Source organism: Acidobacteriota bacterium, assembly GCA_039030395.1.
In the GTDB taxonomy this organism is placed as follows: Bacteria; Acidobacteriota; Thermoanaerobaculia; order Multivoradales; family JBCCEF01; genus JBCCEF01.
In genome coordinates this window covers 36,678-62,491 of record JBCCEF010000004.1, presented here as the reverse complement: position 1 = coordinate 62,491, position 25,814 = coordinate 36,678, and the positions used below count along the sequence as shown (strand labels likewise).

19 protein-coding genes are annotated in these 25,814 nt (G+C 67.1%); 7 read left to right on the top strand and 12 right to left on the bottom strand.

Features of this window, described 5'->3' with window-relative positions; translation table 11 throughout:
- Positions 1–79: 79 nt before the first annotated feature.
- From AAF481_06160 to AAF481_06120, 9 genes are all read right to left on the bottom strand, one after another.
- Positions 80–1,036 carry a hypothetical protein gene (locus tag AAF481_06160; GenBank protein ID MEM7480737.1) on the bottom strand — a complete coding sequence of 319 codons (957 nt, stop codon included), beginning with the start codon at positions 1,034–1,036 and terminating at the stop codon, positions 80–82.
- 198 nt (positions 1,037–1,234) lie between these two features.
- Complete coding sequence (locus AAF481_06155) at positions 1,235–2,320, bottom strand: WG repeat-containing protein (protein ID MEM7480736.1); 1,086 nt, start codon at positions 2,318–2,320, stop codon at positions 1,235–1,237.
- Between the two features lie 772 nt (positions 2,321–3,092).
- Entirely contained in the window at positions 3,093–4,088 is a 996-nt protein-coding gene (locus tag AAF481_06150; GenBank protein ID MEM7480735.1) for a glutamate--tRNA ligase family protein, read from the bottom strand.
- Complete coding sequence (locus AAF481_06145) at positions 4,089–4,478, bottom strand: hypothetical protein (protein ID MEM7480734.1); 390 nt, start codon at positions 4,476–4,478, stop codon at positions 4,089–4,091.
- 10 nt (positions 4,479–4,488) lie between these two features.
- Positions 4,489–5,478 carry a pyridoxal-phosphate dependent enzyme gene (locus AAF481_06140; GenBank protein MEM7480733.1) on the bottom strand — a complete coding sequence of 330 codons (990 nt, stop codon included), beginning with the start codon at positions 5,476–5,478 and terminating at the stop codon, positions 4,489–4,491.
- Between the two features lie 361 nt (positions 5,479–5,839).
- Positions 5,840–6,262 (bottom strand): PIN domain-containing protein, encoded by a 423-nt coding sequence (locus tag AAF481_06135; protein ID MEM7480732.1) that lies wholly within the window; start codon positions 6,260–6,262, stop codon positions 5,840–5,842.
- Positions 6,259–6,489, bottom strand: a complete 231-nt coding sequence (locus AAF481_06130; protein MEM7480731.1) for an AbrB/MazE/SpoVT family DNA-binding domain-containing protein — start codon at positions 6,487–6,489, stop codon at positions 6,259–6,261. Before AAF481_06130 ends, AAF481_06135 begins: the two co-directional genes overlap by 4 nt.
- Before the next feature lie 33 nt (positions 6,490–6,522).
- Positions 6,523–7,233 (bottom strand): hypothetical protein, encoded by a 711-nt coding sequence (locus AAF481_06125; protein MEM7480730.1) that lies wholly within the window; start codon positions 7,231–7,233, stop codon positions 6,523–6,525.
- The gene (locus tag AAF481_06120) at positions 7,230–7,910 is read right to left on the bottom strand and encodes a hypothetical protein (GenBank protein MEM7480729.1); all 681 of its coding nucleotides are present in this window, start codon (positions 7,908–7,910) and stop codon (positions 7,230–7,232) included. The genes AAF481_06125 and AAF481_06120 overlap by 4 nt, the downstream gene beginning before the upstream one ends.
- 231 nt (positions 7,911–8,141) lie before the next feature.
- On the opposite strand from AAF481_06120, the gene AAF481_06115 reads away from it, so the two are divergent.
- From AAF481_06115 to AAF481_06100, 4 genes are all read left to right on the top strand, one after another.
- Positions 8,142–8,897, top strand: coding sequence for a response regulator transcription factor (locus AAF481_06115; protein ID MEM7480728.1), 756 nt, complete (start codon positions 8,142–8,144; stop codon positions 8,895–8,897).
- Positions 8,894–10,537, top strand: coding sequence for an ATP-binding protein (locus tag AAF481_06110; protein MEM7480727.1), 1,644 nt, complete (start codon positions 8,894–8,896; stop codon positions 10,535–10,537). Before AAF481_06115 ends, AAF481_06110 begins: the two co-directional genes overlap by 4 nt.
- Before the next feature lie 27 nt (positions 10,538–10,564).
- Positions 10,565–11,695, top strand: coding sequence for a hypothetical protein (locus AAF481_06105; protein MEM7480726.1), 1,131 nt, complete (start codon positions 10,565–10,567; stop codon positions 11,693–11,695).
- A 147-nt stretch (positions 11,696–11,842) separates the two neighbouring features.
- Positions 11,843–14,863 carry a hypothetical protein gene (locus AAF481_06100; protein ID MEM7480725.1) on the top strand — a complete coding sequence of 1,007 codons (3,021 nt, stop codon included), beginning with the start codon at positions 11,843–11,845 and terminating at the stop codon, positions 14,861–14,863.
- Positions 14,864–14,866: 3 nt separating this feature from the next.
- On the opposite strand, the gene AAF481_06095 is transcribed toward AAF481_06100, so the two are convergent.
- Positions 14,867–15,856 carry a cysteine synthase family protein gene (locus AAF481_06095; GenBank protein ID MEM7480724.1) on the bottom strand — a complete coding sequence of 330 codons (990 nt, stop codon included), beginning with the start codon at positions 15,854–15,856 and terminating at the stop codon, positions 14,867–14,869.
- Positions 15,857–16,013: 157 nt separating this feature from the next.
- Here AAF481_06095 and AAF481_06090 point away from each other — a divergent pair, with 157 nt between their 5' ends.
- On the top strand, positions 16,014–16,808 hold the full coding sequence (locus AAF481_06090) for a VOC family protein (protein ID MEM7480723.1): 795 nt from the start codon (positions 16,014–16,016) through the stop codon (positions 16,806–16,808).
- Positions 16,809–16,836: 28 nt separating this feature from the next.
- Here the strand turns inward: AAF481_06090 and AAF481_06085 are convergent, their stop codons facing one another.
- Positions 16,837–18,519, bottom strand: coding sequence for a CRTAC1 family protein (locus AAF481_06085; protein MEM7480722.1), 1,683 nt, complete (start codon positions 18,517–18,519; stop codon positions 16,837–16,839).
- 147 nt (positions 18,520–18,666) lie between these two features.
- On the opposite strand from AAF481_06085, the gene AAF481_06080 reads away from it, so the two are divergent.
- The gene (locus AAF481_06080) at positions 18,667–22,329 is read left to right on the top strand and encodes a hypothetical protein (GenBank protein MEM7480721.1); all 3,663 of its coding nucleotides are present in this window, start codon (positions 18,667–18,669) and stop codon (positions 22,327–22,329) included.
- Positions 22,330–22,456: 127 nt separating this feature from the next.
- On the top strand, positions 22,457–22,867 hold the full coding sequence (locus AAF481_06075; protein MEM7480720.1) for an OsmC family protein: 411 nt from the start codon (positions 22,457–22,459) through the stop codon (positions 22,865–22,867).
- 15 nt (positions 22,868–22,882) lie between these two features.
- On the opposite strand, the gene AAF481_06070 is transcribed toward AAF481_06075, so the two are convergent.
- Positions 22,883–25,747: a tetratricopeptide repeat protein gene (locus AAF481_06070; protein ID MEM7480719.1), complete on the bottom strand. Its 2,865-nt coding sequence runs from the start codon at positions 25,745–25,747 to the stop codon at positions 22,883–22,885.
- Positions 25,748–25,814 lie beyond the last annotated feature (67 nt).

The window sequence follows — 25,814 nt, the reverse complement described above, 5'->3', positions numbered from 1 at the left end:
AAGAAAACCGGTCTCCAGCGACCGGCGGGATCAGCGTCCAGAGGTGCGCTCGTCGCAGTGTACGGATCCGGCGACCGGATCAATTGACCAAAGAGTCCGGATCGGTCGGCTTCGGGAACGTCCGGTGCGGTCGAGGGGACGGGTCCGGCTGGCGCCAGCGGTCTTCCCGCTCCCAGCGCTCGGCCATCGCCTCGTCGCGTTGCTTGCGGCGCCGAAAGGCCAGCAGCGCCAGCAGGGTGATGCCGAGCCACAAGGCCGTGCCGCTGGTCAGGAAGGGCACCCACCGGCGCCAGAAAGTCTGGCGCCGCCAGAAGACCTCCTCGGCCTCCTGCACGGTGTCGCCGGTCGCCGACTGGAAAGCGTTCTCGAAGCTGGCGCCGGCTCCCATGCGCGAAAGGATTTCGCCGGTGACCCACGGGCCATGGCGTCCCCTCAGGTGTTCCACGAAAGCCCCGGAAACGGCGTAGGCGCGGGAGGCCGCGGCGCCTCCGCCGGCGAACAGTCGATCGACCCGCGCCAGCGGCGTGCGGCCGCGGCGCAGCACGTCGAGGGAAAAGCGCGAGCTGTCGCCCAGGTTCCAGGCGCTGCCGGCGGCCATCGCCACCCCCTCGTGAAACCAGCGCGGCACCGGCCGTCCGGCGGCGGCTCGAGAGATCAGAATGTGCGCCACCTCGTGGTGCATCAGTTCCTCGAGGGAACTGTCCGGGTAGCTCGGGCTGCGGGCCGGAAAGAGCACGATCGGCCCGTCGGCTCCCACCGCGTAACCGGCCACCCAGTCGCGCACCGCCCGCGCCTCCGGCGAACCCTCCGGCGCCAGGATCACCCGGATCGGCGGCCCGGGCTGCTCCAAACCGACCAGGCGCATCGCCACCGTCATCCGCTCCGGATCGAAGTCCCGAATGCGCTCCGCCTGGCGCTCGTAGCGCTCAGGGCTTTCCACCAGCAGCTGCGGCACGGCTTCCCCCGGCTGAGGGAAAGCCGCCGTGGCCATCGCCAACCCGAGCAGAACCCAAACCGCATATCGCTTTGCTCTCAAAACTTCCCCTTGCAATCCGCCCTCCCTAGCAGAGTGCCGAGTGCACTGTGCCGCGACCGAGCCCGGAAGGGCTCGGCGGCGGGGCAACGACTCGCCGAGGACGGGGGTGAGCCGCCTCGCGGCGAGGGGGGCGCCAAGCCCCCTGAAACGAATAGCTAGCAGGACTGAGAGAAACCATGTCCGACTTTCTCAGTCCTGCTAGCTGGAGGGCTCCCAAACCACCGAGCCGTCGAGACCCACGTAGCCCCAATCCGTCGCGTTCTTCTTGACCGAAGCGAGGCCGCCGGAGAAATCGTCCACCCGCTGCCACACCGGCTCACCGACGAGCTGGCCGGTGGCATCGACGAAGCCCCAGCCCTGGCCCCGCACCTTCACCGCCGCGCGGCCCTCGGAGAAGGAGTGGGCGTGCTCGAACTGCGGCTCGATCACCACCGTACCGGCGGCGTCGATGTAGGCCCAGTCGCGCCCGATGCGCACCGGCGCCAGGCCTTCCGAGAAGTGGCCGGCCCAGAAATAGCCGGGCTCCAGGACCCACTCACCCTCAGGATTCACAAATCCCCACGTGCCATCTTCCACCCGCGCCGGAGCCAAGCCTTGGCCAAAGCGGTAGGTCTCCGTAAAGCCGCCGATCCAGCGCCCGTCGGGGTCCACGAAGCCGGCGTCACCCTCGGCCCTGATCACCGCGGCGCGGTCGTCGTGGAAAGCGCCGGCCTGCTCGAACTGGGCCTCGATCACCATCTCGCCGGCTCGGTTCACGTACCCCCACAGACCTCGCATGCGAACCGCCGCCAGACCGCTGGAAAACACCGTCACACCATCGAACGCCGGCTCGATCGCCACCTGGCCGCCCTCGTCGATGTAGCCACCGCGCTTCGGCCGATCGCCGGTACCGGTGAGATCCACGATCTCGCCTTCCCGATACTCCTGACGCTTCGCACCGCCCACCACGAAGGCCGCCCGGCCATCGGAGAACCGGTCGACATCCGCAAAGGTCGGTTCGATCACCCACTCGCCCTGCTGGTCGAGAAACCCCCATTTGCCCTCCGACGCGACGGCGATCTTGCCCTCGGACATCCGCCCGGCCACCTCGAACTGCGGCTCCACCACCACGTTGCCGAGCGAGTCGATCAGTCCGACGGGGCCATTGACCCGCACCGCAAAAAGCAGATCCGAAGGCGGCTCCGGAGGCTCCGGAGCGGCACAGCCGGCGGTGAACCCAGCGCAGAGAAGGCTTAGAGCGATCGACGAGAGAAGGGGACGGACAGCGAGAAAACGGCGGATCATGGAGTTCTCCTGAACGATGGGCGACGGGTGGGAGGCAGAGCCCGCATTATCGCAGGGCGTGGTGGCCCGATTCCTCCAACCGGATGAGAGAGTCTTGAATTTCGCCACCCATGATGGCAATATGCCATCATGGGTGTTCAAATCACAGTCCGACACGTCCCGATAGCGATCAAAGACAAACTAGCTGAGAAGGCCCAATGCGAGGGTAGGTCAATGCAGGAATTCCTTCTGGCGGCCCTGAAGCGCATTGCTGAAAAGCCAACTCGAGCCGAATGGGTTGCGAAGGTGGCCGCTGAGAAAGCTGCTTCTCCCACTAGCATCTCCATCGAAGAGATCCTTCGCCACCGGGACGCGGATCGTCGGTGAGAGCTTGCGTAGTCGACGCTTCCGTTCTGGTCGCAGCCCTTACGAATAAGAAAGCCAAGGGAGCGTGGGCTCTGCAAGTCATTCTGGAGTACGAAATCTTCGGGCCTGAGCTTGCCTTGGTTGAGGCGACCAACGTCATCCGACGGATGCATGCTTCGGAACAACTCGACCCATCGAGATCAGAAAAGAGTCGACTCGACCTTCTGGCGTTTCCGATCACCCTTCTCCCATTCGAGCCCGTCGCAGAACGAGTCTGGGAATTGCGGGACAACGTCACCTGCTACGACGCCTTCTATATCGCCCTGGCAGAAGCTCTTGCAACACCCTTGGCAACCCTTGATCAACGCCTGACTCAGGCCTCCGGGCCGAAGTGCAGATTCCTGCAGCCCTAACCGCTCGTTGGCTACTAGCCGCGCAAGGTCACCTTGACATCCTCCGGAAGCACATGATCCTCACGCCGCAGCCGGTTCCAGGCGAAGCCTTCGATCAACTCCGCCGGTGCACACCGTTTCGGCTCGCCCAGAAGCCCGAGGCTCCAGGCCAGGTAGCCGACCATCGCCCGCGGATCGACGCCCGCCTCCCGTAGCGAGCGCAGGGTCAGATCCTCATTGCGCTTCGAAAGCTTTTCGCCGTCTGCCGCCAGCACCAGCGGCACATGGCCGTAGACCGGCGGCGCGCCCCCGAGCTCTTCGGCAAGCACCCGGGCGAGCTGAATTTGCCGCGCCGTCGAAGCGAGGAGATCGAAGCCGCGCACCACCTCGTCGATTTCCATCATCAAATCGTCCACCACCACCGCGAGCTGGTAGGCGAAGAGGCCGTCCCGGCGCTGCAGAACGAAGTGCCCGACGGTGCGATCCACCCGCTCCGCCCGCTCACCCAACAGCAGATCCCGGAAGCGCACCTCCTCGCCATCGACCCGGAAGCGCAAGGCCGCGTCGCGCAGGAACTCGGGCTCATCGAACCAGTCCGGGGGTAGGTCGCGGGGCCGCAGCCGGTCCGGGTAGGCCGCACCATCCGGGCCACCGTGGGGTGCGGTGGCAAGGCTCTGGAGATCCTTGCGAGTGCGGCGACATGGGAAGAGGCGTCCCCGTTCCGCCAGGCAGCGCAAAGCGCGCTTGTAGAGATCGCCCCGCCGCGACTGAGCGTAGGGGGCAAAGGGTCCCTCCTCCTCGTCGCCCGGCCGGCAGCCCTCGTCCCAGTCGAGCCCCAGCCAAAGGAGGTCCTCCATCTGGCCCGCGGCGGCGCCGGCCAACACCCGCGGCGGATCGAGATCCTCCAACCGCCACACCAAGGTGCCACCCGAATGTCGAGCGGACAGCCAGGCCACCAGCGCGGTGCGGGCGCTGCCGAGGTGAAAGTGCCCCGAGGGCGAGGGAGCCCAGCGGCCCCGCGGTCGCCGCATCTAGTCCGCGGGCTCCGCCCGCGACGCCAACAGGTCGACGAAGGAGTGGCGGTATGACCAGATCAGAAAGGCCAGCATCGCGAAGAGCAAGAGGGCGACCGGCAACATTACCGGCTCAAAGAACAGATGGAACAGCAGAACGTTGAGCTGGACGAAGGCGAGAACCACCAGCGACAGCGGCACGAAGCGATCCGCCAGCAGGAGCAGGCCGGCGGCGGTCTGGAGGACCCGCAGCACCCCCAGAGCGCCGCTTTCGGAAAGGAGAGTCAGGAAAGTGCCGGCGTCGCCCGGCAATTCGGGCATCGGCGCGAAGGCGAGGAAACTGTTGACACCAAAGGCGACGAAAATGCCGCCCACCGCCACCCGTACCGGTACGAGAAAGCGCCTCAAGGGAGCCGCCTCACGGCACCCTCTCGGGCGCCGCCCGCAGATGCTCGGCGAATCTCTCCGGCGACTGATTCGTGCCGCAGACAATCAGCGCCACCCGCTGCCCGCGGAGCGACTCTCGCAGCGGACCCCACAAGGCCGCCGTGGCCGCGGCCGCCGCCGGCTCCAGGGCCAGCTTCATCTCGCGAAAGAGCAGCGCCATCGAGTGGCGGATGGCGTCGTCGTCCACTTTCACCAGCTCGTCGACGAAACGCCGGCAGAGGTCGAAGCTGTACTGCGCCGCGTGGGGCGCGCCGAGACTGTCGGCGATGGTGTCCACCCGCTCGATGGAGCGCGGTTCGCCGGCGGCGAAGCTGCGGTGCATCGAGTCCGCCCCGGTCGGTTCAACGCCGATCACCCGACAGGCCGGCCGCATCTGCTTCACCGCCGCGGCCACCCCGCCGCACAGCCCACCGCCGCCGACGGGAATGATCACCGCATCGAGATCCGGCACCTGCTCACACAGCTCCAGGCCCAGAGTCGCCGTGCCCAGCGCCGTCGTCGGTCCGTCGAAGGGATGCACGAAATAGCGGCCTTCCTCGCGCTCGATCTTCCGCACCCGCTCGAAGGCGTGATGAACATCCGGCGCCAGCAGCACCTCCGCCCCCCAGGCGCGGGCGGCCTCCACCCGGAACGGATCGGCGTTCTCCGGCATCACGACCTTGGCACGGCGCCCGGTCGCTTGAGCAGCGAAGGCCACCGCGATGGCGTGATTCCCCGCCGACACCGCCGTCACCCCCTGGCCTTCGGGAAGATCGAGGCAGTTCAGCAGTGCGCCCCGCGCCTTGAAGGTGCCGGTGACCTGGAAGATCTCCAGCTTTAGGAAAACAGCGGTGTCGTCGCCGAGGCGCTCGGTCAGTTCACGGCTGCGCCACTGCCAGGTGGGAGTGGTCACTACGCGATCCGCGAGGCTCTTCCGCGCAGCGCGGATATCCTCAGGAATCGGGATGGATCCGTCGCTCATGGGTGCGATCTTATTGCGCGGCACGGCGGCTCCGCGCCGTCGATCGAGAATCACTAGAGAGCACACGAAATGGTCCTTCGTTTCCAGGGATCTCTTTCAAAGACCAAGAGTTCGCCCAAGACAGCTAGATCGAACGAGCAAACATTGACGTATCCCATCACGTTAGCCATAAGGGCCACATCGGACCGACTTTGAGATACCGCTAGCGCCTTGACAGCTTTGATTCCCTCGAGGCTCTTCTCGAGCACGGCCTGTTTATCTCTCCAGGACTCAAGCAGTTTGGAACGATTGGCGTCTATCAATCGTTCGAGCTCCTGCGAATGATCAGAGTCAGGCCCGTAGAGGCTGGGAAAGTCCATATCTACCCGAGGTCATTCTTGAAGGGATCCACCCATCTCACTTTAGCCAGTTCAAAATCACGCTGATTTCGTGTTGCGACCGTGAGATTCTGAGCCAGTGCCGAAGCCGCGATCATGCTGTCCTTGATCGGCATGGCGCGACCGGCAGCGCGGAGATCAGCCAGCAGCCTAGCCCAACGCATCCCGGTAGATGCGCTCCAACTCAAACACTCGATCGACGCGATTCCCTCGTCGAACCATTCTTCTAGACGACGCCGGCGACGCCCCTTTGGCAACCTCAAGATGCCAAAGCGGACCTCTCCCAAGACGATGGGATCGATCACGATCTCGCGTTCGTGTCGGAATAGCCATTCCAGGACCTCTGGGGCAGGATCGGGCTTGGTCGGTTCGCTGAGGACGTTCGCGTCCACCAGGTAGCGAGTCACAGGGTGTCTGTCGACTCCGATTCGATGGGAACGAAGAAACCTTTCTCAGGGCAGCTCAATAGCCAGTCCACCAACCCTCGATTCTTCGGCGGATCGAGCCGTTTCAGCCGGTACTCTCCATCATCCAGCCGCTCGAACTCGAAGGTTTGGCCGGGTTCGATATGGTCCTGCCGGCGAACTTCCGCCGGAACGACGAGTTGGCCTTTGCTTGAAATCGTCGTCTTCATGTCGGGTAAGATATCGTCTTACTCGATACCTGTCTACTGCCCCTCCCCACTCACATACTCCCCAGCCTCCACAAACCGCACCAGAAACGACCCCTTCTCCAGCGGAAACAGCGCCTCCTCCGGTTGGCGCACCAGCACCGGTCCCAGGTAGGCGACGAGTTGGAGCACCACCAGTCCGAACATCGCCGACCACACGAGGATCGGGCCGACGGCCGCTCGGTTGCCGAGGGAGCGGAAGAGGAATCTCGCACCGAGGAGGGCGACGAGGGTCCACAGCAGCGCGTGGAAGAAGACGACGAAGCCGAGGGAGCGGCTGGAGACCGAGAACAACCAGAGGATCGGGCCGAGGGCGAGAAGAACCAGGCCGGTGAAGGCGGCGTAGCCGGCGAGGAGGGGAGCGAAGGCGCGGCTGGGAACGTGCACTTCGCCGAGGCGGTGGAAGACGATGAAGCTCGGGATGCAAAGGAAGAGCGCGCCGGCGCCGATGAGCGTGGCCTTGAGGGTGGCGATGAACACTTGCCCGCCGCCCGGCTCGAAGAAGCCCGCAAGGGCGCCGTAGAGGGCGAAACAGGCCAGGGCGATGACGCTGAGCCGCACGACATCCCGGAGGGTGGCGCGGACGATCCACGGAGCGAGACCCTCGCCGGCGCTTCCCGCCGAAAGAACGTGCGACAGGAGGCCGCCTTCGTTCTCGATCTCGACGGCTGGGGAGTTCACTTTCGGTTTCAACTCTTCGTCGGTCATCTCTTCCTCTCCTTCGGATCTGCAGCGGATGCTCCCGCCGGCTCCGCCCGCTCGGGCGCGGCCAGCAGAAAAGGCGCGATGTCGCGCAGGATGAATTCGTAAACGTTGCCGTCGAGGGCGTCGGCGCGCAGGAAAGCCACCGGCTGGTGCACGCTGCCGACGAACGGGCGGAGGGCCCAGGTGACCTCGCCGCCGACCAGGGCGAGGGTCAACACCCAGGCGACGAACAGGTTGCGAGCGCTCTTGCCGCTGGCGCACAGCCACCGCAGGCGGGATCGCAAGGCGAGACAGCCGGCTAGACCGGCTCCGCCCACGGCCGCGACATGCAGCAGGTACAGCAGGTTGTGGGTGGCTTGCGCTTCCGGCGAAGGCTCGTCGAGGGTATGGGTGAAGAGCGCCGCCACCGGCGCCAGCGAGGCCAGCACGACGGCGGCGCGGGCAAAAGTGGCGAGGTTGAGGGCAACGACCGCGCCGAAACCGAGGCGTTCCCCGAAGACTCGGGCGATCAGCACGTTGAACAGCAGGGCGAAGCCCGCCGTCACCAGCAAGGCCAGGGGCAGCTTGATCGCGGCGTAAAGCGCCAGTTCCGCACCGGACCATGAGCCGAGCACCGCTCCGTAGAGGCCGCCGCCAGCGAGGGTTGCCGCAAGGTCGCGTCCGGGTCTGGAAGGGCTCAAAGACTCTCGATCACCGTCGGTCATGGCGGACTGGCGCCGGACCCCGCCGCTCTCCTCAGGATTGAGGAGCCCTGGGTCGAAGGGTCTGGGAGGGGCCGGCAAGGTGATTGGAGCGCGCCGCGGTGCCGAGATCGAGCCGCTCTCGAGGCGGTGTCGTGGCCGAATGTGGCAAGGCGCGGGCACGAGCCGCGAGCGCTTGTCAAGGGCCGCGGCGTTCCGTAAATTGGGATCATGGATACCCACGGAAACGTTGACGGAAGCGGTCGCATCGCCCTGGTGGACGACGAAGAGAACATTCGCGACACGGTGGGCTTCGCCCTGCGCCGGGAGGGCTACCAGGTGGACGCCTATGCCGACGGCGGCGCCGCCTGGGAAGCGCTGGAGAACCCACTGCGCCGGGCCAACGGCGAGGCGCCGCAGGTAGTGATCCTCGACATCCTGATGCCGCGCATGGACGGCCTGGAGCTGTGCCGCCGCTTGCGGAGCGCCTCGGAGCGCCTGCCGATCCTGTTCCTCACCTCGAAGGACGACGAGTTCGACCGGGTGCTCGGCCTAGAGCTGGGGGCGGACGACTACCTGTGCAAGCCGTTCTCGATGCGCGAGCTGCTGGCGCGGGTGAAGGTGCTGTTCCGGCGGCTAGCCCTGGGATCGGCGGGAAGCGACGCTTCGCGCCGGTTGGTGGTGGGGAATCTCGACCTCGACCTCGATCGCTACCAGGCGCGCTGGTGCGATCAGGCCCTGCCGCTGACGGTGACGGAGTTTCTGATCCTTTGCTCCCTGGCGCGGCGGCCGGGCCACGTGAAGACCCGCCAGCAACTGATCGAGGACGGCTATCCGCACGACACCTATGTCAGCGAACGCACCATCGACAGCCACATCAAGCGTCTGCGCAAGAAGGTGGCCGGCGCCGCGCCGGAATTCGACGCCATCGAAACGGTCTACGGCCTGGGCTACCGCTACCGGGACGCGGAGCTGCCCGAGGGGTGAACCGCCTCCGCTCGCTTTCGCCCCTCACCCTCCGCCTGCTGGCCTTCAACTTCCTGCTGGTCTTCCTGCCGGTGGCGGGAAATCTCTCCCTCGGCACCTACGAGCGCCAGCTCCTCGCCTCCCAGGAGCGCGCCATGGTGCAGCAGGGGCGGCTGCTGGCGGCGGCGTTGGCCCGCGGCGCGGCGGATGACAGCACCACCGCCGGCACCGGCGGCGACCCCGGAGGCCTCGACGTGGCCGAGGCGGAGCGGGTTCTCGCTGCCCTCAACCGGCGCCTCGAGGCCCGCCTGCGGGTGGTCGACGCGAGCGGTCGGGTGGTGGCCGATTCAAGCGGCTTCGGGCCGCGGCGCGATCAGACCGAGGTCACCTCGAAGATCTCGCGGAACGACCCGCCGGCCAGCCGCGAGAATGTCCTCTACCGGGTCGCCTCGGCGGCCTACCAGCTCTATCGGCGGGTGCGGCCGGGGCCGGAATTGCCGACCTCCGAAGCCGGCCTCTACAGCACGGCGGAGCCCGGCGGCACGCTCTCCGGCCTGGCGGTGCGGGAGGCCCTTGCCGGGCGCTACGGAGCGGATTTGCGGGTGACCCGCGGCAGCGGGCCGGAGGGCCGCGCCTTTACCACCCTGCACATCGCCATTCCCATCCCCGCCGGCGAGCGGGTGATCGGCGCCGCCCTGGTCTCGCAGTCCACCTTCCGCATCCTGCGCGCCCTGTCGGAGGTGCGCCTGTCGAACCTGCAGGTGTTCGCCGCCTCGCTGGTCGCCGCCTTCGTGCTGTCGCTCCTGGTGTCGACCACCATCGCCCGGCCGCTGGTACGCCTGCGGGACGAGGCCCGTGCCCTGGTAGACCGCCGGGGCCGCCTCAAGGGGCGCTTTCAGGGCTCCGAGAAGCGCGGCGAGATCGGCGACCTGGCCCGCGCCCTGGAGGATCTCACCCGCCGCCTCGAACAGCGCGCCCGGCTGACCGAATCCTTCGCCGCCGAGCTGTCCCACGAATTCAAAAACCCCCTCGCCTCGATCCGCATGGCGGCGGAGATGCTCGGGGACGTGGAGTCCGGCGACGACCGCCTGCGCTTCCAGCGCATGATCCTCGATCAGGGCGCGCGGCTGGAGCACCTGCTGTCGGCGGTGCGCGAGATCAGCGGCATCGACCTGATGATCGACCAGGAAGAGGCGAGCCCCCTGCGCCTCGATCGGCTGCTGGCAGCGGTGGCTGAGGGCTATCGACTGCGCGGCGAGGAGGTCGATCTGGGATACCTCGCCCCGGTCTTCGTGCGAGCCACGCCGGAGCGCCTCGCCCAGGTAGTGGAAAACCTGCTGGACAACGCCATCGGTTTCAGCCGCAGCAACTCGGACAGCCCGCCGGTGCGGCTCCAGCTTACGGCCGACGAAGACTTCACCACGCTGACCGTCACCGACCGCGGCCCCGGCATTCCCACCGAACACCTGGACCGCATTTTCGACCGCTTCTTCACCTATCGCCGGGATTCCGACCGGGAAGGTCACATCGGCCTGGGGCTGGCCATCGCCCGGGCGATCGTCGAGGGCTATGGCGGCACCCTGACGGCGGACAATGTGACGGTGGCCGGCAAGGTGCGGGGCGCCCGATTCACCGTGCGCCTGCCGCGCGAACGGAAGTGATCCTGTCGGCCGCGCTATCCTTCGGAGATGATCGGCGCACGCTCAGCTCTCACCTTTCTCTCGGCGGTCGCCCTCGCCGGCACCCTGGCGGCCTGTGAGACTTCGAGCCGCGAGGAGAACCCTCCGCCGGTAGAAGCCAACCGACCTTCCGAAGCGACCGCGACCGGCCGCTCTCTGGCGCCACCGATCCGCGGCATCACCGTTTCCACCCACCGCGACGGACAGGACTGGGGGAACTACGAGATCGGCCCGACCTTCGACGAACTGAAGGATCTCGGCACCAACTGGGTGGCGACGCACCCCTACGGCTGGATACGCGCCGACGGTTCAGTGCGGTTCCGGTCCTTCGACCCGGAGAATCCCCCGGCGCACCTCACCCGCCCGATCCGCGAGGCCCATGCCCGCGGGTTGAAGATCCTGATCAAGCCGCACCTCGGCTACTGGCGTTCACCGTTCCGCTGGCGGGGCGACATCACCTTCGAGGACGACGCCTCCTGGGAGCGTTTTTGGACCACCTATGAGGCCTGGATCACCGCCATCGCCCGGGCGAGCAGCGGAGCGGATGCCTTCGTCGTGGGGGTGGAGCTCGACCGCACCCTCGACCACGAGGCGCGCTGGCGCGAGGTGATCGCCGCCGTCCGGCGGGAGATCGACGCGCCCCTCACCTACGCCGCCAACTGGCCGGACTTCGAGCGGGTGGGGTTTTGGGACGCCCTCGACCTGATCGGCATCCAGGCCTATTTCCCCATTCTCGAAGGCCCGTTCCGCCCGGGTCCGACGCCGCCGCTGGCCGACCTCGACGCGGGATGGCGGCGGGTGATGGCGCGACTCCGGACCTTCGCCGACGAGCGCGAGCGCGACATTCTTTTCACCGAGCTGGGCTACAACCGCTCCTTGACGGCGCCGGTCAGGCCATGGGAGTACGCCACCGACGATGGCCCCGAAGCCGAGGCGGTGCAGCAGGCCGCCCTGCGCGCCGCTCTGGCGGCGGTGGAAGAAGAGCCGCGAGTGGTCGGCTCGTTTCTTTGGAAATGGTTCCCGATCCCCCATCAGGTGGGTCGCGACTTCCAACTCGCCACCCCGGTGATGCGCCGGGCGATTGCCGATTCCTGGAGCGACGATTCCGGGGCGCCGATTCCCGGAGCGCCGGGAGAATGAAACGGTCCCGGGCCGTCGGCACACTAAAGTAAGCAAACGAATTCCTTTCGCGACTTTGGGCGCGACGAGCGATTCGCTCCGGCGTACCGAGTCCATCAACACCGCCCGGTGGGGCTGCCCGCCGCGGCGGAAGCTCCGGGAGGTGCCGTGCCGAATCCCCAATCGCTGTTCCAGAATCCCGAATTCAAGCTGGACGTCGGCATGGCCGGAGAGCTGGTGGAGCCGGTCGGCACCCAGGCCTTCTCCCTGCCGGAACAGGCCGTGGCGACGGACGGTGCCAGCCTGCAAATTTTCGACCGCGCTCTGCCGGTGAGCGGTTCCGCCGCGGCGACGGCGGAGATTCTGGCGGCGGACGACAGCGTTGCCGATCTCTTCGGCGACGGCGTCGCCTACCGACCGGCGGACGGCGAAAGCCTGGCGCGCCTGAAGGCGGCGGGGCACTTCGGTATCCGTGGCTCCGATGCCGGCGCGACCATTCCCGGAGACCCGCTCTCCCTGACGGCCCGGGGCTCCGTTGACGGTGGCCTGACCTTGACCACGGTGATTGCCGTTGCGGAATCGAACCAGCGCCTCGACGCCTTCCGCCGACTGGCGAAGGCCACCCGCCTACCGGGCCAGATCCATCCCGCCGGCTGGCCGCGGGGCGCCGTCCAGTCCCTCGGTGCCACCTTCGATCTGGAGCTCGGCATTCAGGGACAGTACGGCACGGAGTTCCGCGCCGCGCTGTCGAAAACCGTCTTCGAAGGACTGCCCGTTGCCCTCAAGGTGCAGGGCGAGATCACCGCCAAAGCCTCCCTTGGCCTACACCTCCACGAAGCGATGAGCCTCACCGTCGGCAGCGGCCCGGGCCTGACCGTCTACCCGGACTGGGTGCGCGTCCGCATTGCCCGCCGGCACCAGCGGCAGATCACCTTCGGGGCGATGATCTCGCTGCAGGCGGAGTACGACCTCGGCAGCAGCCTGATCGCTATCCTCGACCAAGCGCTGGCGGACCTTCCGCCGCTACCGCGCCTGGCGCAGTCCTTCATCGAGATCGATCGCCTGATCGCCTCCGGCGACTGGGACACGGTGAAGTCGCAGCTCTCGGGGCGAGCCGCGGACGCCCTGAGCGAATGGCTCGACGGAACCGGCTGGCAGCAATGGGCCGCCGGCTCCCCAAAGGTCAAGGCGCTGCTGAAGGACATCAACGAAGTCGTGGATGCCTACCAGGATCTTGGACCGCGCCTCCAGAGCTGGTGGAATCAGCTCCTCGGGGCGGTGGATCTGGCACCGGGCTCGCCGGTGCGCCAGGCCCTCCAACAACTGGCCGGCCTCGACGCCGATCAGCTTCCCCTCGACGAGCTGCTCACCGGCGACGCAGCAAAGGTCGCCCACCTGGTCGAAGTGTTCACCGGCAAGAGCCTGGAGGACCTCCTGCTGCCGCCGGATTCGGACGGCCGCGAGCTGCTGCGAGATGCCGTCGCCGATGCTCGAAAAGCGGACGACTTCCTGAACTCGGTGCCGAAGAACGTGTTGGGGAAGATCCAGGACTTCGCCGACCGCACCGGAGCCGCCGGCACCATCCGCTTCCTGGCCTCGAATGCCACCTCCCTCGACCAGGCGGAGGCCTGGGTGTCCGAGCGGGTGGAGAGCTTCGCAAGCCGGCTGGTGGACAAGGCCTTCGGCCGACTCACGGCGACGGACCTGAAGAAGATCCAGGGCTGGGCCCAGCGGGTCGAGAAGCTGCTCGACGAACCGAGGGAGCTCGAGGCCAAACTGCGGGCGGCCCTCTCCAAGCTCAAGGGCGATCTCGGCTTCACCCTGTCCCTCGAGTTCGATCGGCTGGTGGACCGGCAGGCCTTGATCGACCTGGAAGTCGATCCGGAAAACAAGTTCGAACGGCTCCACGGCGGGGTGCAAAAGGGGCTCACCCGCGGCAGCATCCGCACCATCCTGCAAACCCTCGAAGCGGAAGGCTCGGAGAAGGAATACCAAGAATCGCCGCTCCCCTTCCTGCTGCGGGAATGCGCCTTCGAGAGCCGCAAGGTGCACACCACCACCGCCTCGACGCTGCTCCACCTCACCGGCCTCGACAAGGTGTTCCAGAGCCTCCAGCGGTCGATCTCCCGCCGGGTCGAGGAAACTTCGGTGCGGGTGATCCAGCGAGCCGGCGACGATGGGCCGGTGTTCTCCCGCCAGGCGACCTACGCCGCCGGTTTCGAGCGCACCGAGATTCGCAATTTGGTGACCAATCGCTCGGCGGTGTGGCTCGAAAGCCGCGAGAGCGGCAGCGGCGCGGACATCTCCCGGGCCTACGACGGTCAGGATCACACCCACGCCTTGCGGTTGTCCTTCTGGCGGGAGGATCAGGAGACCCACCCCAACGCCACCCGCTCCTTGACGAGCGTGCTGTCCGAACTGGGTTTCGTCTTCGCCGGCAGCGCGGCCGGTGACGCTCCCGCGGCGACCGCTCCACCGCCGGCCGCACGCACCCGCTTCGGCCTTTCCGCACAGTTTCCGGGCGAAGCGGCGCGGGCCTTCGGCCAGCACTTGAAGCCCAGCGAGTGGAATCCTTCGTTCCTCTCCGCCGCCCGCCGCTGGTTCGACGACGGCACCGTCGCCGTGCCGTTCCCGGCCATCGCCGGCGCCAATCTCGGGCAAGTACTCGAAGCGATCACCCGCTCGCCGGCATTCGAGGAGGAGTGGGCGGTGGGCAGCCGCGAATTCGCCGCTGCCGTCTCCGGCGGGATGCGGGTGCGAGTAGAAGGAATCGAGAAGCTCATTCAGGTGGTCCGGCCGACCGGCGGCGGTTCTCTCCAGTACCGCTCGCCGTACTTGCCCTTGAAGCGGCTGATCGACGCCCGACGGCCTTCGATCAAACACCAGAAGCGCATCGCCAAGGCCCTGGACGCGGTCACCGGCAGCCGCTCACCGGACGACTACCGGAAGCTCTCGCGCACCTTCGCCCTCGGCTGGAACGTCACCGCCGCCGCCAGCGCGTCGTGGCCGAGTTCGGCCTTTCCGCTGTGGCTGGTGTTGGCGCATCTGACGGCGGTGGCGCCGGAGACCCTGGAGCAGGCCACCGGCATCGCCTTCCTGCGCTGGAGGACGGCGGACCAGGACGACTGGAGTCCACCGGCCGCCTGGAAACTCGAGAACGGGCTGCGGCCGTTCCAGGTGATCACCTAGGAATCAGAGAAATCCGCGCTCGCGCATCCAGTCGTCGCTGTAGAAGGTGGTGAGGTAGCGGGTGCCGGAATCGGCAAAGAGGGTGGCGATGCGGGCCGGGCGGCCCAACTCACGGGCGATTCCCGGCGCCGCGCGCCGCAGCCCGCAGAGCACCGCACCGCTCGAACCACCGGTGAAGATCGCCTCCTGACGGGCGAGCTGCCGGGCGGCGTGGAAAGCCTCCGCGTCGCTCACCTGCACCATGTCGTCGAACCATTCGAACTCCGGACAGCCGATCACCTCTTCGTCACCCAGCCCCTCGACCCAGGACGATTTGGGAGTCACTTCGCGGCCGTGTTTGAAGTGATCCGTGAACACCGAGCCCTCGATGTCCACCGCCACGATGCGGACGGCGGGATCCTGCTCCTTCAAATAGCGGCCCACCCCGGAGACCGTGCCGCCGGTGCCGATGCCGCCGACGAAAGCGTCGATGCGGCCCTCCATCTGGCGCCAGATCTCGGGTCCGGTGGTGCGGTAGTGGGCTTCGTTGTTGATCCGGTTGTTGTGCTGGTCCGGGAAGTAGGCGCCGGTCTCTTCCGCCAACCGCCGCGCCTTCCGGTTGTAGCTCTCCGGATGCTCCGGCGGCAGCTCGCCGTCCACCAGCACCAGCTCCACTCCCAGGGCGCGTAGGCAGTCGAGCTTGGCAGGGCTGGTCTGCCGCCGCACCACCATGCGGCAGGTGAGGTTGTTGAGCACCGCCATCATCGCCAAGCCCATGGCGGTGTTGCCGGACGACGCTTCGAGCACCACGCCGCCCGGATGCAGCCGGCCCTCGGCCATCGCCCGTTCCACCATGAAACGGGCGATGCGGTCCTTCACGCTGCCCATCGGGTTCAAGTACTCGAGCTTGGCGAAGGCCTCCAACGCAAAGCCCTCGACACTGGCGCCGAGGCGCACCATCGGCGTGTCGCCCACGGCTTCGCTGATGCGGTCGTAAACCCGGTGCTCGCTCACGGAGACGGATTATAGGAGCGGATTGCGGCCTTCCCGAGGCAAGGCGGGGCAACCCCGTCACCGGAAGGCCATGCGATCCTCTGCAACCGTTCTTCCGCGGCAACGTATGATTACCCGTCAGCCCGATCTTGAACGTCATCTCAAACAGGAGGTTCCGATGTCCGATGCAACCCTTCGCGGCCGCTTTGTCTGGTACGACCTGACCACCCCCGACCCGGAGGCCGCCAAGGCCTTCTACGGCGAAATCGTAGGCTGGGGCATCACCACCTGGGAGGGCCCCACCGAATACTCCATGTGGACCAACGGCGACCAGCCGATCGGTGGCGTGATGGAACTGTCGGCGGAGCAAGCGGCCGATGGGGTTCCCCCCAACTGGGTGGCCTACATCGGAACGCCGGATGTCGACGCCACCGTCGATCGCGCCAAGGAACTGGGCGGCACGCTGGTCCACGGCCCGGAGGACATTCCGGAGACCGGCCGCTACGCGGTGCTCAAGGACCCGCAGGGCGCGCCCTTCGCCGTGTACACGCCGGCCCAGCAGGCCGACGGTCCGGATGGCCCGCCGGCGGCGGGTGAGTTCTCCTGGCACGAGCTGATGACCAGCGACTACGAGGGCGCGATCGCCTTCTATGGCGAGCTCTTCGGCTGGACGAAAACCGAAGCGATGGACATGGGTCCGGCCGGCATTTACCAGATGTACGGCCGCAGCGAGAACCCGGAAATGCCTCTCGGCGGCATGATGAACCTGACCCCGGAGATGCCGATGCCTCCGATGTGGCTCTACTACGCCCGCGTGCCGGACGTCCACGCCGCCGCGGAAAAAGCCAAGGAACTGGGCGGCCAGGTGGTCAACGGTCCGATGGAAGTACCGGGCGGCGATTGGGTGGTACAGATCACCGACCCGCAGGGCGCGATGTTCGCCCTCCACCACTCGTCAAAGGGCGACGCCTAGGATCCCGGCGAACTTTGGGGACAGTGGGCTATCCGGTCGCGTCGCGCCGGCGGTGCGACCGGAGGCGTAGCCCCGCCCACCCACCGGCGGCCAGCAGGGCCGCCATGAGCAGAAGGCCGAGCGGCCCCAGGACGGGAATCTCGCTCGGCCGGCCGCTCCCCTCCTGCACCACGATCCAGCGGTCCGCCGGCAGGTCCCGCAGCACATCCTCCGTTCCGCTCGGCCAGCGCACCCGAAGCCGCTCCACCCGATCCACTGCGCCCAGCCCGAAGTGGGCCTCGGCCGGGCTCTGGGACACGTAGTTGCTGCCGGCTCGGATTTCCACCAGCTGGGTCACCCCGCCGGCGGTCACCTCCACCCAGGCACCGACTCCCGCCGTGTTTCCCCCGGCACCGGAGAGCCGCACACCCAGGAAGTGTCCCAGGGCACTGCCGCCATCGTTGCGGAAAAGGCGCGACGGACCGTCGTTGTTGGCGACGAAGAGGTCAATGTCGCCGTCGCGGTCATAGTCGAAGCACACCACGCCGCGGCCCTGGCGAGGCGCATCCAGCCCCAGTTCCGCCGACCGCTCGGTGAAGGAGCCGTCGCCCTCGGCGATGAACAGCCGTGCCGGATCGTCGAAGAACTCGTCGGCCCCCTGCAGCGGCATGCCGTTGACGTGGAAGAGATCGAGCCAGCCGTCGTTGTTCAGATCGGCGAAGCAGCTCCCCCAACCCCAGTAGCCGAAGCGCACCCCGGCTTCATCCGTCGCATCCTCGAAGGTGCCGTCGCCGCGGTTGCGGTAGAGGCGATTGCCGGTGATTCCCCAGTTGCCCGCCACCACACCATCCGGATCCCAGATGCTGGAGACGAACCAATCGAGGTCGCCGTCGCGGTCGTAGTCGCCGACCGCGGCGCCCATGCCGTTCTCGTCGGTAATTTCCGGCCCGGTGATCTCCCCGAAACGCCCGTCGCCGAGATTGCGGAAGACTTGGCTGGTACCGAAGTCCGCCGCCAGCAGAAGGTCCGGTAGGGAATCGCCGTCGATGTCGCTGAAGTTGGGCGTGAAACTGAAGTCGCGGGCGGCAAAGGCGGCCCCCAGGCCGGAGGAGGCATCGATATCCGCAAAGGTGCCGTCGCCCCGGTTCTGCCACAGATGACCGGAGGAGCCGGGCACGCCCCAGTGGCTCAGGAAAGCGTCGAGATCTCCGTCGAGATCGATGTCGCCGAAGGCGATGGAAAAGGTGTCCCTTGTGCTCCGAATACCGGAGGGTCCGGTCGTTTCTTCGAAGCTGCCGTCGCCGAGGTTGCGAAACACCCGCGGCGCCGTACCTCCGATACCGCCGACCATCAGGTCGAGCCAGCCGTCGCCGTCGAGATCGCCAAAGTTCGGTCCGCTGCCCCGTTCGCCGGCCACCGCCACCCCGGCAGCGGCGGCCACCTCTTCAAAGGTGCCATCGCCGAGATTGCGAAACAGGCGATTGGGGGTCACCGTGCCGGCGACGGCATAGAGATCGACCCAACCGTCGCCGTCGTAGTCCCCTGCCGCCACCCCGCCGCACATCATCGCCGGCTCGGTCAGCGGAATCGTGCCGTAGCCGTGTTCGTAGCGCACCCCGGCTGAATCCGTGACCTCGGTGAAGGTCCAAGCCTGGCCGTAAGCCGCCCAACCGATGCCAGCCACGAGAACCAGAAGACCCCATCGGAGAAACAGAGAGGTATGCAAACGCATCCCTCGGAGCATACCGTCTTGCGCTCCCGGATGAGACGTCGTAGCATAAATGCAAATTCATCTAAGAGCGCAAATCGCCCGTCGCCATTGACTTTCTTCCGTATCGGCGTAGGTGTATCGCGCTGCGACCGGTCTACGGAGGTCCTGATGCGGTACTCAACCCGTGGTCTTCTCTTCGTCGTTCTCGCCCTGGTTTGCGTGCTTCCGGCAGCGGCCTTCGTGGAACCCACCCACACCTCGGAGCTGGACGGCCTCCAGAAGCGAGACCCGGGAATGGGCGAGGGGCGTCAGGTCGCCTCCTTGGCGGAAGTTCAGAGCCTTCTTGCCGAAAGCGACACCTGGGCGAACTATGCCGCCACCCTCGGCCCCCGTAAGGAGGTCTACTTCGACCTCGGCACCGGCGAGCCGGCGATGGTCAAGGGTGCTCCGGTGGCGATGATTCCGGGTCGCGGCAACGACCTGACCCTCGATTCGCTATCGGCCCGCGCCGGGCAGCGCATCGCCGAGGTCGACGAGGCGGTGGTCACCGGCGCCATCGACGCCTTCCTGGACGATCATTCGAAGCTGCTCGCGGTACCACGCTTCGAAATCGCCCACCGGTCGACGGACCAGATCAACGACCACATGTGGCTGGTGACCTACGAACACCGGCCCTGGAACGTGCCGGTCTTCAGCTCCCGCCTGACCTTCGTCATCGGCCACGGCAACCTCATTTTGTGGGGCAGCGAAGATTTTTTCCCGCTGGCCGCCGGCGCCGCCACGGAACCGCGCGTCGACGAAATCCAGGCCAAGACCTTCGTCGAGAACTACGTTCAGTGGGACACCAAACGCGACCGCTGGGATACCGAGCCGGAGCTGCTCTACCTGCCGCGCAAAACCGGCCTCGGCGCCCTCAGCGCGGAGTTGCCGGGCAAGAGCCATCGCCTCGTTTGGGAGATGATCTTCCGTCGCCAGGGCGTCATCGGCACCTGGTTGGCCCACCTGGACGCATCGACCGGCGAGGTTCTCCAGTTTGCGGACATCAACCAGTATGGCTGGGTACGCGGCGGCATTGAGCCCAACACCTGGACCGACACGGAAGAGAACCGTCCGCTACCGCTGGTCAACCTCAGCACCGCCGGCTTCACCTCGATCGAGAGCCTGCACACGGAAGCCGGTCCCTTCGACGCCAGCCTCGACGGCGAGCTGACCCGCATCCAAGACCAGTGCGGCGGGGTCGGCTTCCCCGTCCTCGCTGCCGACGGCAACGACAACGTCAACTTCGGCAGCGGGCCGCCCAACCCCGACGGCGACGCCGACTGCACCACCAACGGCATCGGCGGTCAGCACAACACCCACGCCGCCCGTTCGGCGTACTACCACATCACCCGATTGAAGGATAAGGGCCGGAGCTGGCTACCGGCGAACACCTGGCTCGATTCCTCCCACGATGTGCGGGTCAACATCGAAGACACCTGCAACGCCTACTGGTCGCCGGGCGGCGGCTTCAATGGTTTCTTCCAGGAAGGGTTCAACACCCAGCTCAACCTCTTGTGCTGGAACACCGGCGAGGTCGCCGCGATCTTCCAGCACGAAGTGGGCCACGGCCTAGACCAGAACGACGCCCAGGGCACCGCCGACGGCGGCACCGGCGAGACCTACGCCGACACCCTGGCGATGTTCGATCGTCACGAGTCCTGTATGGGACCGAGCTTCTGGGACCGCATGTGTCCGAGCTACGGCTTCCCCTGCACCGAGTGCTCCGGCGTGCGCGATCAGGACTACGCGAAGCACGTCGACAGCGGCGGCGTACCGGTCACCACGCCGTTCACGCCGGACAACTTCACCCGCACCTGCCCGGGTCCCGGCTTCAGTGCCGGCCCCTGCGGCCGACAGGTCCACTGCGAGTCGATGCCCGCCGGCGGCGCGATGTGGGATCTGGCGGTTCGCAAGCTCGCCCCGGCCCTCGACATCGATTCCGCCTGGCTGATCGCCGAGCGCACCTGGATGCTCGCGATGCAGACCTCCACGGCGATGTTCAACTGCAACAGCGGCACCTTCGTGTCGGACGGATGTGCCGCCACTTCTTGGTTCCAGGGGCTGTTGGCCGCCGATGACGACAACGGCGACCTGACCGACGGTACACCGCACGCGGCCTTCCTGTTCGAAGCGTTCAACGATCACGCCATCGCCTGCGGCAGCGTCGGCGATGCCGGCAACCAGAACTCCTCCGCCTGTGCCGCCCTGGCGACACCGGCGGTCACCGCCACGGCGGCCGCGTCCACCATCGACCTGTCGTGGCCGGCGGTAACGAACGCCCAGGGCTACGCCGTGCTCAAGAATCACGGTGAGTGCAACCGCGGCTACCAGCAAGCCGCCAACCTCGGTTCCGGCGCCACCAGCTTCAGCGATCCGGATGTGGTGGACAACCAGTCCTACAGTTACCGGGTGGTGGCCCTGGGGGCCGCCGGAGACCTCGCTTCGAACTCCTGCTATTCAGACATATCGAACTGCGCCGAAGCGACCATCAGCTCGTGCCCGGCGGCCATCGCCTCGGCACCGGCCTTGGCAACCCCGGCGGACAATGAAGTGACCGTGAGCTGGGACGACAGCGGCACCTGTTCCGGCTTCAACCTCTACCGCCAGCAGGGGGGCTGCGCGGCGGGTGGCGGCTTCCTCCAGGTCGCCAACAACGAGAGCACCTCGCCCTACACGGACAACGCGGTCTCCGGCGGCATCACCTACGGCTATCGCCTCTCGGCCCTCGACCCGAGCGGCTCCTTCGAAACCGGCCAGTCGCCCTGCGCCGAGATCACCCCGACGGGACAGTGCAACGAGATCCCGACCTTCGACTCGTCGGCGGTCACCGCCGAGAACCGCGAGAATGTGGAGTGCGGGGTCACCCTCGACTGGACCGCCGGCGCCACCACTTGCCCGGCCCAGGCGGTGGTCTACAACGTCTATCGCTCCACCATCCCTGGCTTCGAGCCGGGAGACGCCAACCGGATCGCCTCCAACCTCGCCGCCACCACCTACCTCGACACGGATGTCGACTCCGATGTGGAGTACTTCTACACGGTGCGGGCGGAGGCCCTGTCGGGTCTCGGCGGCGGCCCCAACGGCGGCGTCGAAGACACCAACTCCAACGAGGTTTCGGCGGTGCCCACCGGCCCCTTCTCACCGCTCTTCGAAGACGACCTCGAAAGCGGCTCCGGCCAGTGGGCCTCCACCACCGGCCCGACGGACGAAACGACGCCGGCCTGGGCCCTGGTGACCGACGATTCCAACTCACCACCGACGGCCTGGTTTGCTCCGGACACGGCGGACGTAGGAGACCAGCGCATCGAGTTCCTTGCGGACGTCGGCATCACCAGCGGTGCAGGCCTGCTGCGCTTCTGGCACCATTACAACACCGAGGCGACCTTTGACGGCGGCGTCCTCGAGTACTCGACGGACGGCGGAACGAGCTGGTTCGACATCCTCGCCGGCAACGGCGGTTCGGTGCCGGACAACGGGGACCGGTTCCTCGCCAACGGCTACGACAACACCATTCGCGCCACCGCCACCACCAACCCGGTGGCCGGTCGCGATGCCTGGAGCGGCGACGGCGGCACCACCTTCCTGCAGGTGATCGTCGACCTCGGCGACTTCGACGGGGAAACGGTCCGGTTCCGCTGGCGCATGACCAGTGACACCTCCGTCTCCCGCGACGGCTGGTGGGTGGACGACGTGGAAGTGGTGCAGGGCTCGATGTGCAACGACGACAGCCTGATCTTCGCGGACGGCTTCGAATCCGGCGACACCCTGTCCTGGAGCGACACCATCGATTGACCGGTCACACCGTGGCTTGGGAACTCGGGGCGGCCTGCGGGCCGCCCCTTTTCGTAGCCTCCAAGGGTCAAGGGCTGATACGTTGCCCTCACCAGACCTCTATCGAACCCGCGAGGAGAAACCAACGATGGCCGTAGATATCCAAGGCAAGTACCAGGGCAACCTCAAGGTCCGCCTACAGCACGGACCTTCGGGTCAGAAGGTCACTACCGCTGCGCCGATCGACAATCAGGGCGACGGCAGTTCGTTTTCGCCCACCGACCTCGTGGCCGCGGCGCTGGGCGCCTGCATGGTGACCCTGGTCGCCATCGTCGGCGAGCGGGAAGGGATCGACTGTTCAGGGGTCTCTTTTCGCCTCGAGAAGCACATGAACGCCTCTCCACGGCGCATCGGGTCGGTTCCGGTGACGATCCTCATGCCGCCGGGACTGAGCGACAAGCAGCGCACCTTGCTCGAGCGGGCAGCCCTCACCTGCCCGGTCCACCGGAGCCTCCACCCGGAAGTCGAAAAGCCGGTGACCTTCGACTACGGAGCGTAGGCCCTGCGGGAATGCCTAGCCGGGCGCCTGCTCGAGCACCCGCAGTAGACGGCTGGCTTCGGGGTGGCCAGGCTCGACTTCCAGCGCCTGCCGTAACGCCTCTTCGGCCTTCGCCGGATCACCGAGGCGGAAGGCCACCTTGGAGATGGCAACGTACACGGCGGGAGAGCGGAAGCCGTTGTCCACCGCCGCCTGGAGGGCCGGGAGGGCCTCATCGAAACGACCTAGGTTTGCCAGCATGGCGCCGAGGTTGAACTGATTGCTGGCGTTGTCCGGGTTCCGCTCCACGGCTGAGGTCATCGCCTCCAGGGCTTCACTGGTCTTGCCTTGCTGAGCCAGGCTGGCAGCGAGATTCGCCAGCACGCCGGGGTTCCCCGGATCGGAGGCGAGCACCCGCCGCAGGAGGCGCTCCGCTTGCGGCGCCCAGCCCTGCCGCAGGGCGATCACAGCCACCTGGTTCATCTGCGCCATCTGGCCGGCGGCCAATTCGAAGGAGCGATCCAGAAACGCCCGCGCCTCCCTTTCCCGGCCGGTCTTGCGCAGCAGACCGATCTTCTGCTCCGTCGCCAGGTGGTCGAGGGGGTCGATCGCCAGCGCCTGGTCATAGGCCGCCAGGGCCTCTTCCGGCCGCCCCATCTCCTCGCGCAACAAACCGACGGCGGCGAAGAAGGCAGCCTGCCCACCGTAGCCCGGGCGGATCCGCTCCAGGGCGGCCTCCGCTTCCGGTAGCCGTTGGACGCGCTTGGCTTCGTCCACCAGGCCGGTCACCGCCGACATCGGCATCGAGCCGCTCTTGGAGAATCCTTCCACCAGCAGATCGAAGGCGTCGCCGTGGCGGCCGCGCAGGGCCTCCACCTGGGCCAGGGCGGCCCACGCGGTGCCGAAGGTGGGCATGCGATCCACCGCCACCCGGTACTGCTCCTCGGCCTGGTCGTATTCGCCCTTGCGCTGGTGGATACGACCCAGGTTGTAGGCCTCCGTCGCCATGCCCTGCAGGTCCTGGGAAGTGGCGCCGCGCGGCTCTGCGGCGGAGCGGGTTCCATCGCCGGCGGGCCTGCCCGCCGGCGATGGTTGCTTTCGATCTTCGAGCACACTGGCCGAGATGTAGCCGAGGGCGACGAGTTCGCGCAGGCGCTCCTCATCGAGAGCCGAGGCCACCCGGGTGGTTCCGGGACGCTCCCGCGGCAGGATCTCGAAGCTCGCCAGCTCCGCCCGCGGCCCGACGAGGGGCTGGGCCACCTGGGGGAGCACCTTGCCGGGCATGTCGTCCGGCACCGGCAGTCCGAGCGCCGCCAGCACCGTGGGAGCGACATCGAACACCGAAGCTCCCCGCACCGTACCGCGCTCGACCCCCGGGCCGGCAGCCACGAACACCCCGAACTCGCGATGCCACTGAGGAGCGCCGGCGGCGAAATCCGAAGGATCGCTGGTGGGGCGCGCTTCACCGGTAAAGAAACCGTGATCGGAAACCAGCATCACCACCGTATCGGACGACACCTGCGCCAACAGCTCCCCGAGCAGCTCATCGGCGTAGCGGTAGCCCTCCTCCAGGGCCTTCCCAAAGCGCCGCACTTCACCCTCCGTCACTCCCGGCAAGGGTGGGGGCAAGAACCGCGCGAACAGGTGACCGATGGTGTCCGTCAATTCGTAGTAGGTCATCGTGAGGTCCGCCTGCTCGGCGAGCAGCGATCGGGTGATGGCATGGTACGAGCGGGTGGTTGCCAGGATCTTTCGCAGGTGATTGACTCGCTCTTCCTGGCGGCGGTCCGGCGGCAGGCTGTCCCACAGCCGCGCCAGCTCCGTGGCGTCGATGTCCACGAAGCGCCGCATGTCTTCGAAGGGCACCTGCTCCGCTGCCACCAACCGCTCCTGCACCCGCTCCCAGGTTGCCTCCGGGTAGACCTTTCGGTCGTTGCCTGCGGTCTCCTCATAGTCGAAGAGCTGATAGGCGACGCGGTCCGTCACCATCGTGCCCTGGATTGCCTCCGCCGGCCAGGTGGCCCACCAGGCGACCACGTCCGTCGCCAAATCAAAGGCCGGGAGGATGGTCCACAGGGCGTGGACCTTGCGCGACGCCGAGCTGATCGGCACCAGGCCGCCGCTCTCCGGATCTTGGACCAGGAAATCGGCGATGCCGTGCTCGACCACCGGCTTGCCGGTGGCGATGGTGGTCCAGATCAGGGGCGAAAGCAAAGGCTTTTCGGCGCGTAGCTCGCCGGAGACTCCACGGCGGATCAGAGAGTCCAGGTGAGGCAGCTTTCCGGCTTCGAGGAGCGGCCGAATCATCAGCCAGTCGGCACCGTCCCAGCCGATCAGCAGAACTTTGCGGCCGGTGGGCCGGGCCTGGCTCTTCAACTGGTTGCGCACTACCGCCGCCGCCACCGGATTGCGCTCCACCGGTACCCGCACGTCGAGGGCCGGCACCTCCAATCCGGCATCAGTCAAGGCCGTGAGCAAAGAACCCGTCAGGCGTTTCTCGGCGTCCGGCTGGAAGAGATCCGAGGAGTCGATCTCGCGCACCACCGGCTGCAGGGCGGCGGTGGTGACGGTGACCAGACCGTCGCCGAAAATCCCGTCGCCGGCCGCTTCCAACCAGGCCGCTTCACCGCCCTGTGCTACTCCGAAGGATCCGGCCAGAGCCAGCGCGATGGAGGCGCCCTCGGCCGTCTGTACCTGGACGTCCTGTGCAAAGGGAATCGGCTCCCGCGGCAAGCGGCGGACCTCCCCGCTTCCGGGCAAGCGCCAGTGCCACCCTTCCTCATAGACCTTCGGAGGCGAGCCTTGCTGTACCGCGACCTCGCCGGGCCGAACCCGGAAGGCGCCGAGCGCCAGAACGGCGATCACGAGGAGAAGAATCGGTAGGAGTACGCGCTTGCTCATGACCCACCGAGCCTAGCAGGAAGGGAATGGAGAAAGGGGTTTCGCCCAAACAGAAAAAGGAGGAGCC

Excerpts from the sequence above, each read along its gene's own strand:
- AAF481_06155 (MEM7480736.1), bottom strand. The coding sequence starts at position 2,320 with ATGATCCGCCGTTTTCTCGCTGTCCGTCCCCTTCTCTCGTCGATCGCT.
- AAF481_06150 (MEM7480735.1), bottom strand. The coding sequence starts at position 4,088 with ATGCGGCGACCGCGGGGCCGCTGGGCTCCCTCGCCCTCGGGGCACTTT.
- AAF481_06140 (MEM7480733.1), bottom strand. The coding sequence starts at position 5,478 with ATGAGCGACGGATCCATCCCGATTCCTGAGGATATCCGCGCTGCGCGG.
- AAF481_06130 (MEM7480731.1), bottom strand. The coding sequence starts at position 6,489 with ATGAAGACGACGATTTCAAGCAAAGGCCAACTCGTCGTTCCGGCGGAA.
- AAF481_06125 (MEM7480730.1), bottom strand. The coding sequence starts at position 7,233 with ATGACCGACGAAGAGTTGAAACCGAAAGTGAACTCCCCAGCCGTCGAG.
- AAF481_06115 (MEM7480728.1), top strand. The coding sequence starts at position 8,142 with ATGGATACCCACGGAAACGTTGACGGAAGCGGTCGCATCGCCCTGGTG.
- AAF481_06105 (MEM7480726.1), top strand. The coding sequence starts at position 10,565 with ATGATCGGCGCACGCTCAGCTCTCACCTTTCTCTCGGCGGTCGCCCTC.
- AAF481_06090 (MEM7480723.1), top strand. The coding sequence starts at position 16,014 with ATGTCCGATGCAACCCTTCGCGGCCGCTTTGTCTGGTACGACCTGACC.
- AAF481_06085 (MEM7480722.1), bottom strand. The coding sequence starts at position 18,519 with ATGCGTTTGCATACCTCTCTGTTTCTCCGATGGGGTCTTCTGGTTCTC.
- AAF481_06080 (MEM7480721.1), top strand. The coding sequence starts at position 18,667 with ATGCGGTACTCAACCCGTGGTCTTCTCTTCGTCGTTCTCGCCCTGGTT.
- AAF481_06075 (MEM7480720.1), top strand. The coding sequence starts at position 22,457 with ATGGCCGTAGATATCCAAGGCAAGTACCAGGGCAACCTCAAGGTCCGC.
- AAF481_06070 (MEM7480719.1), bottom strand. The coding sequence starts at position 25,747 with ATGAGCAAGCGCGTACTCCTACCGATTCTTCTCCTCGTGATCGCCGTT.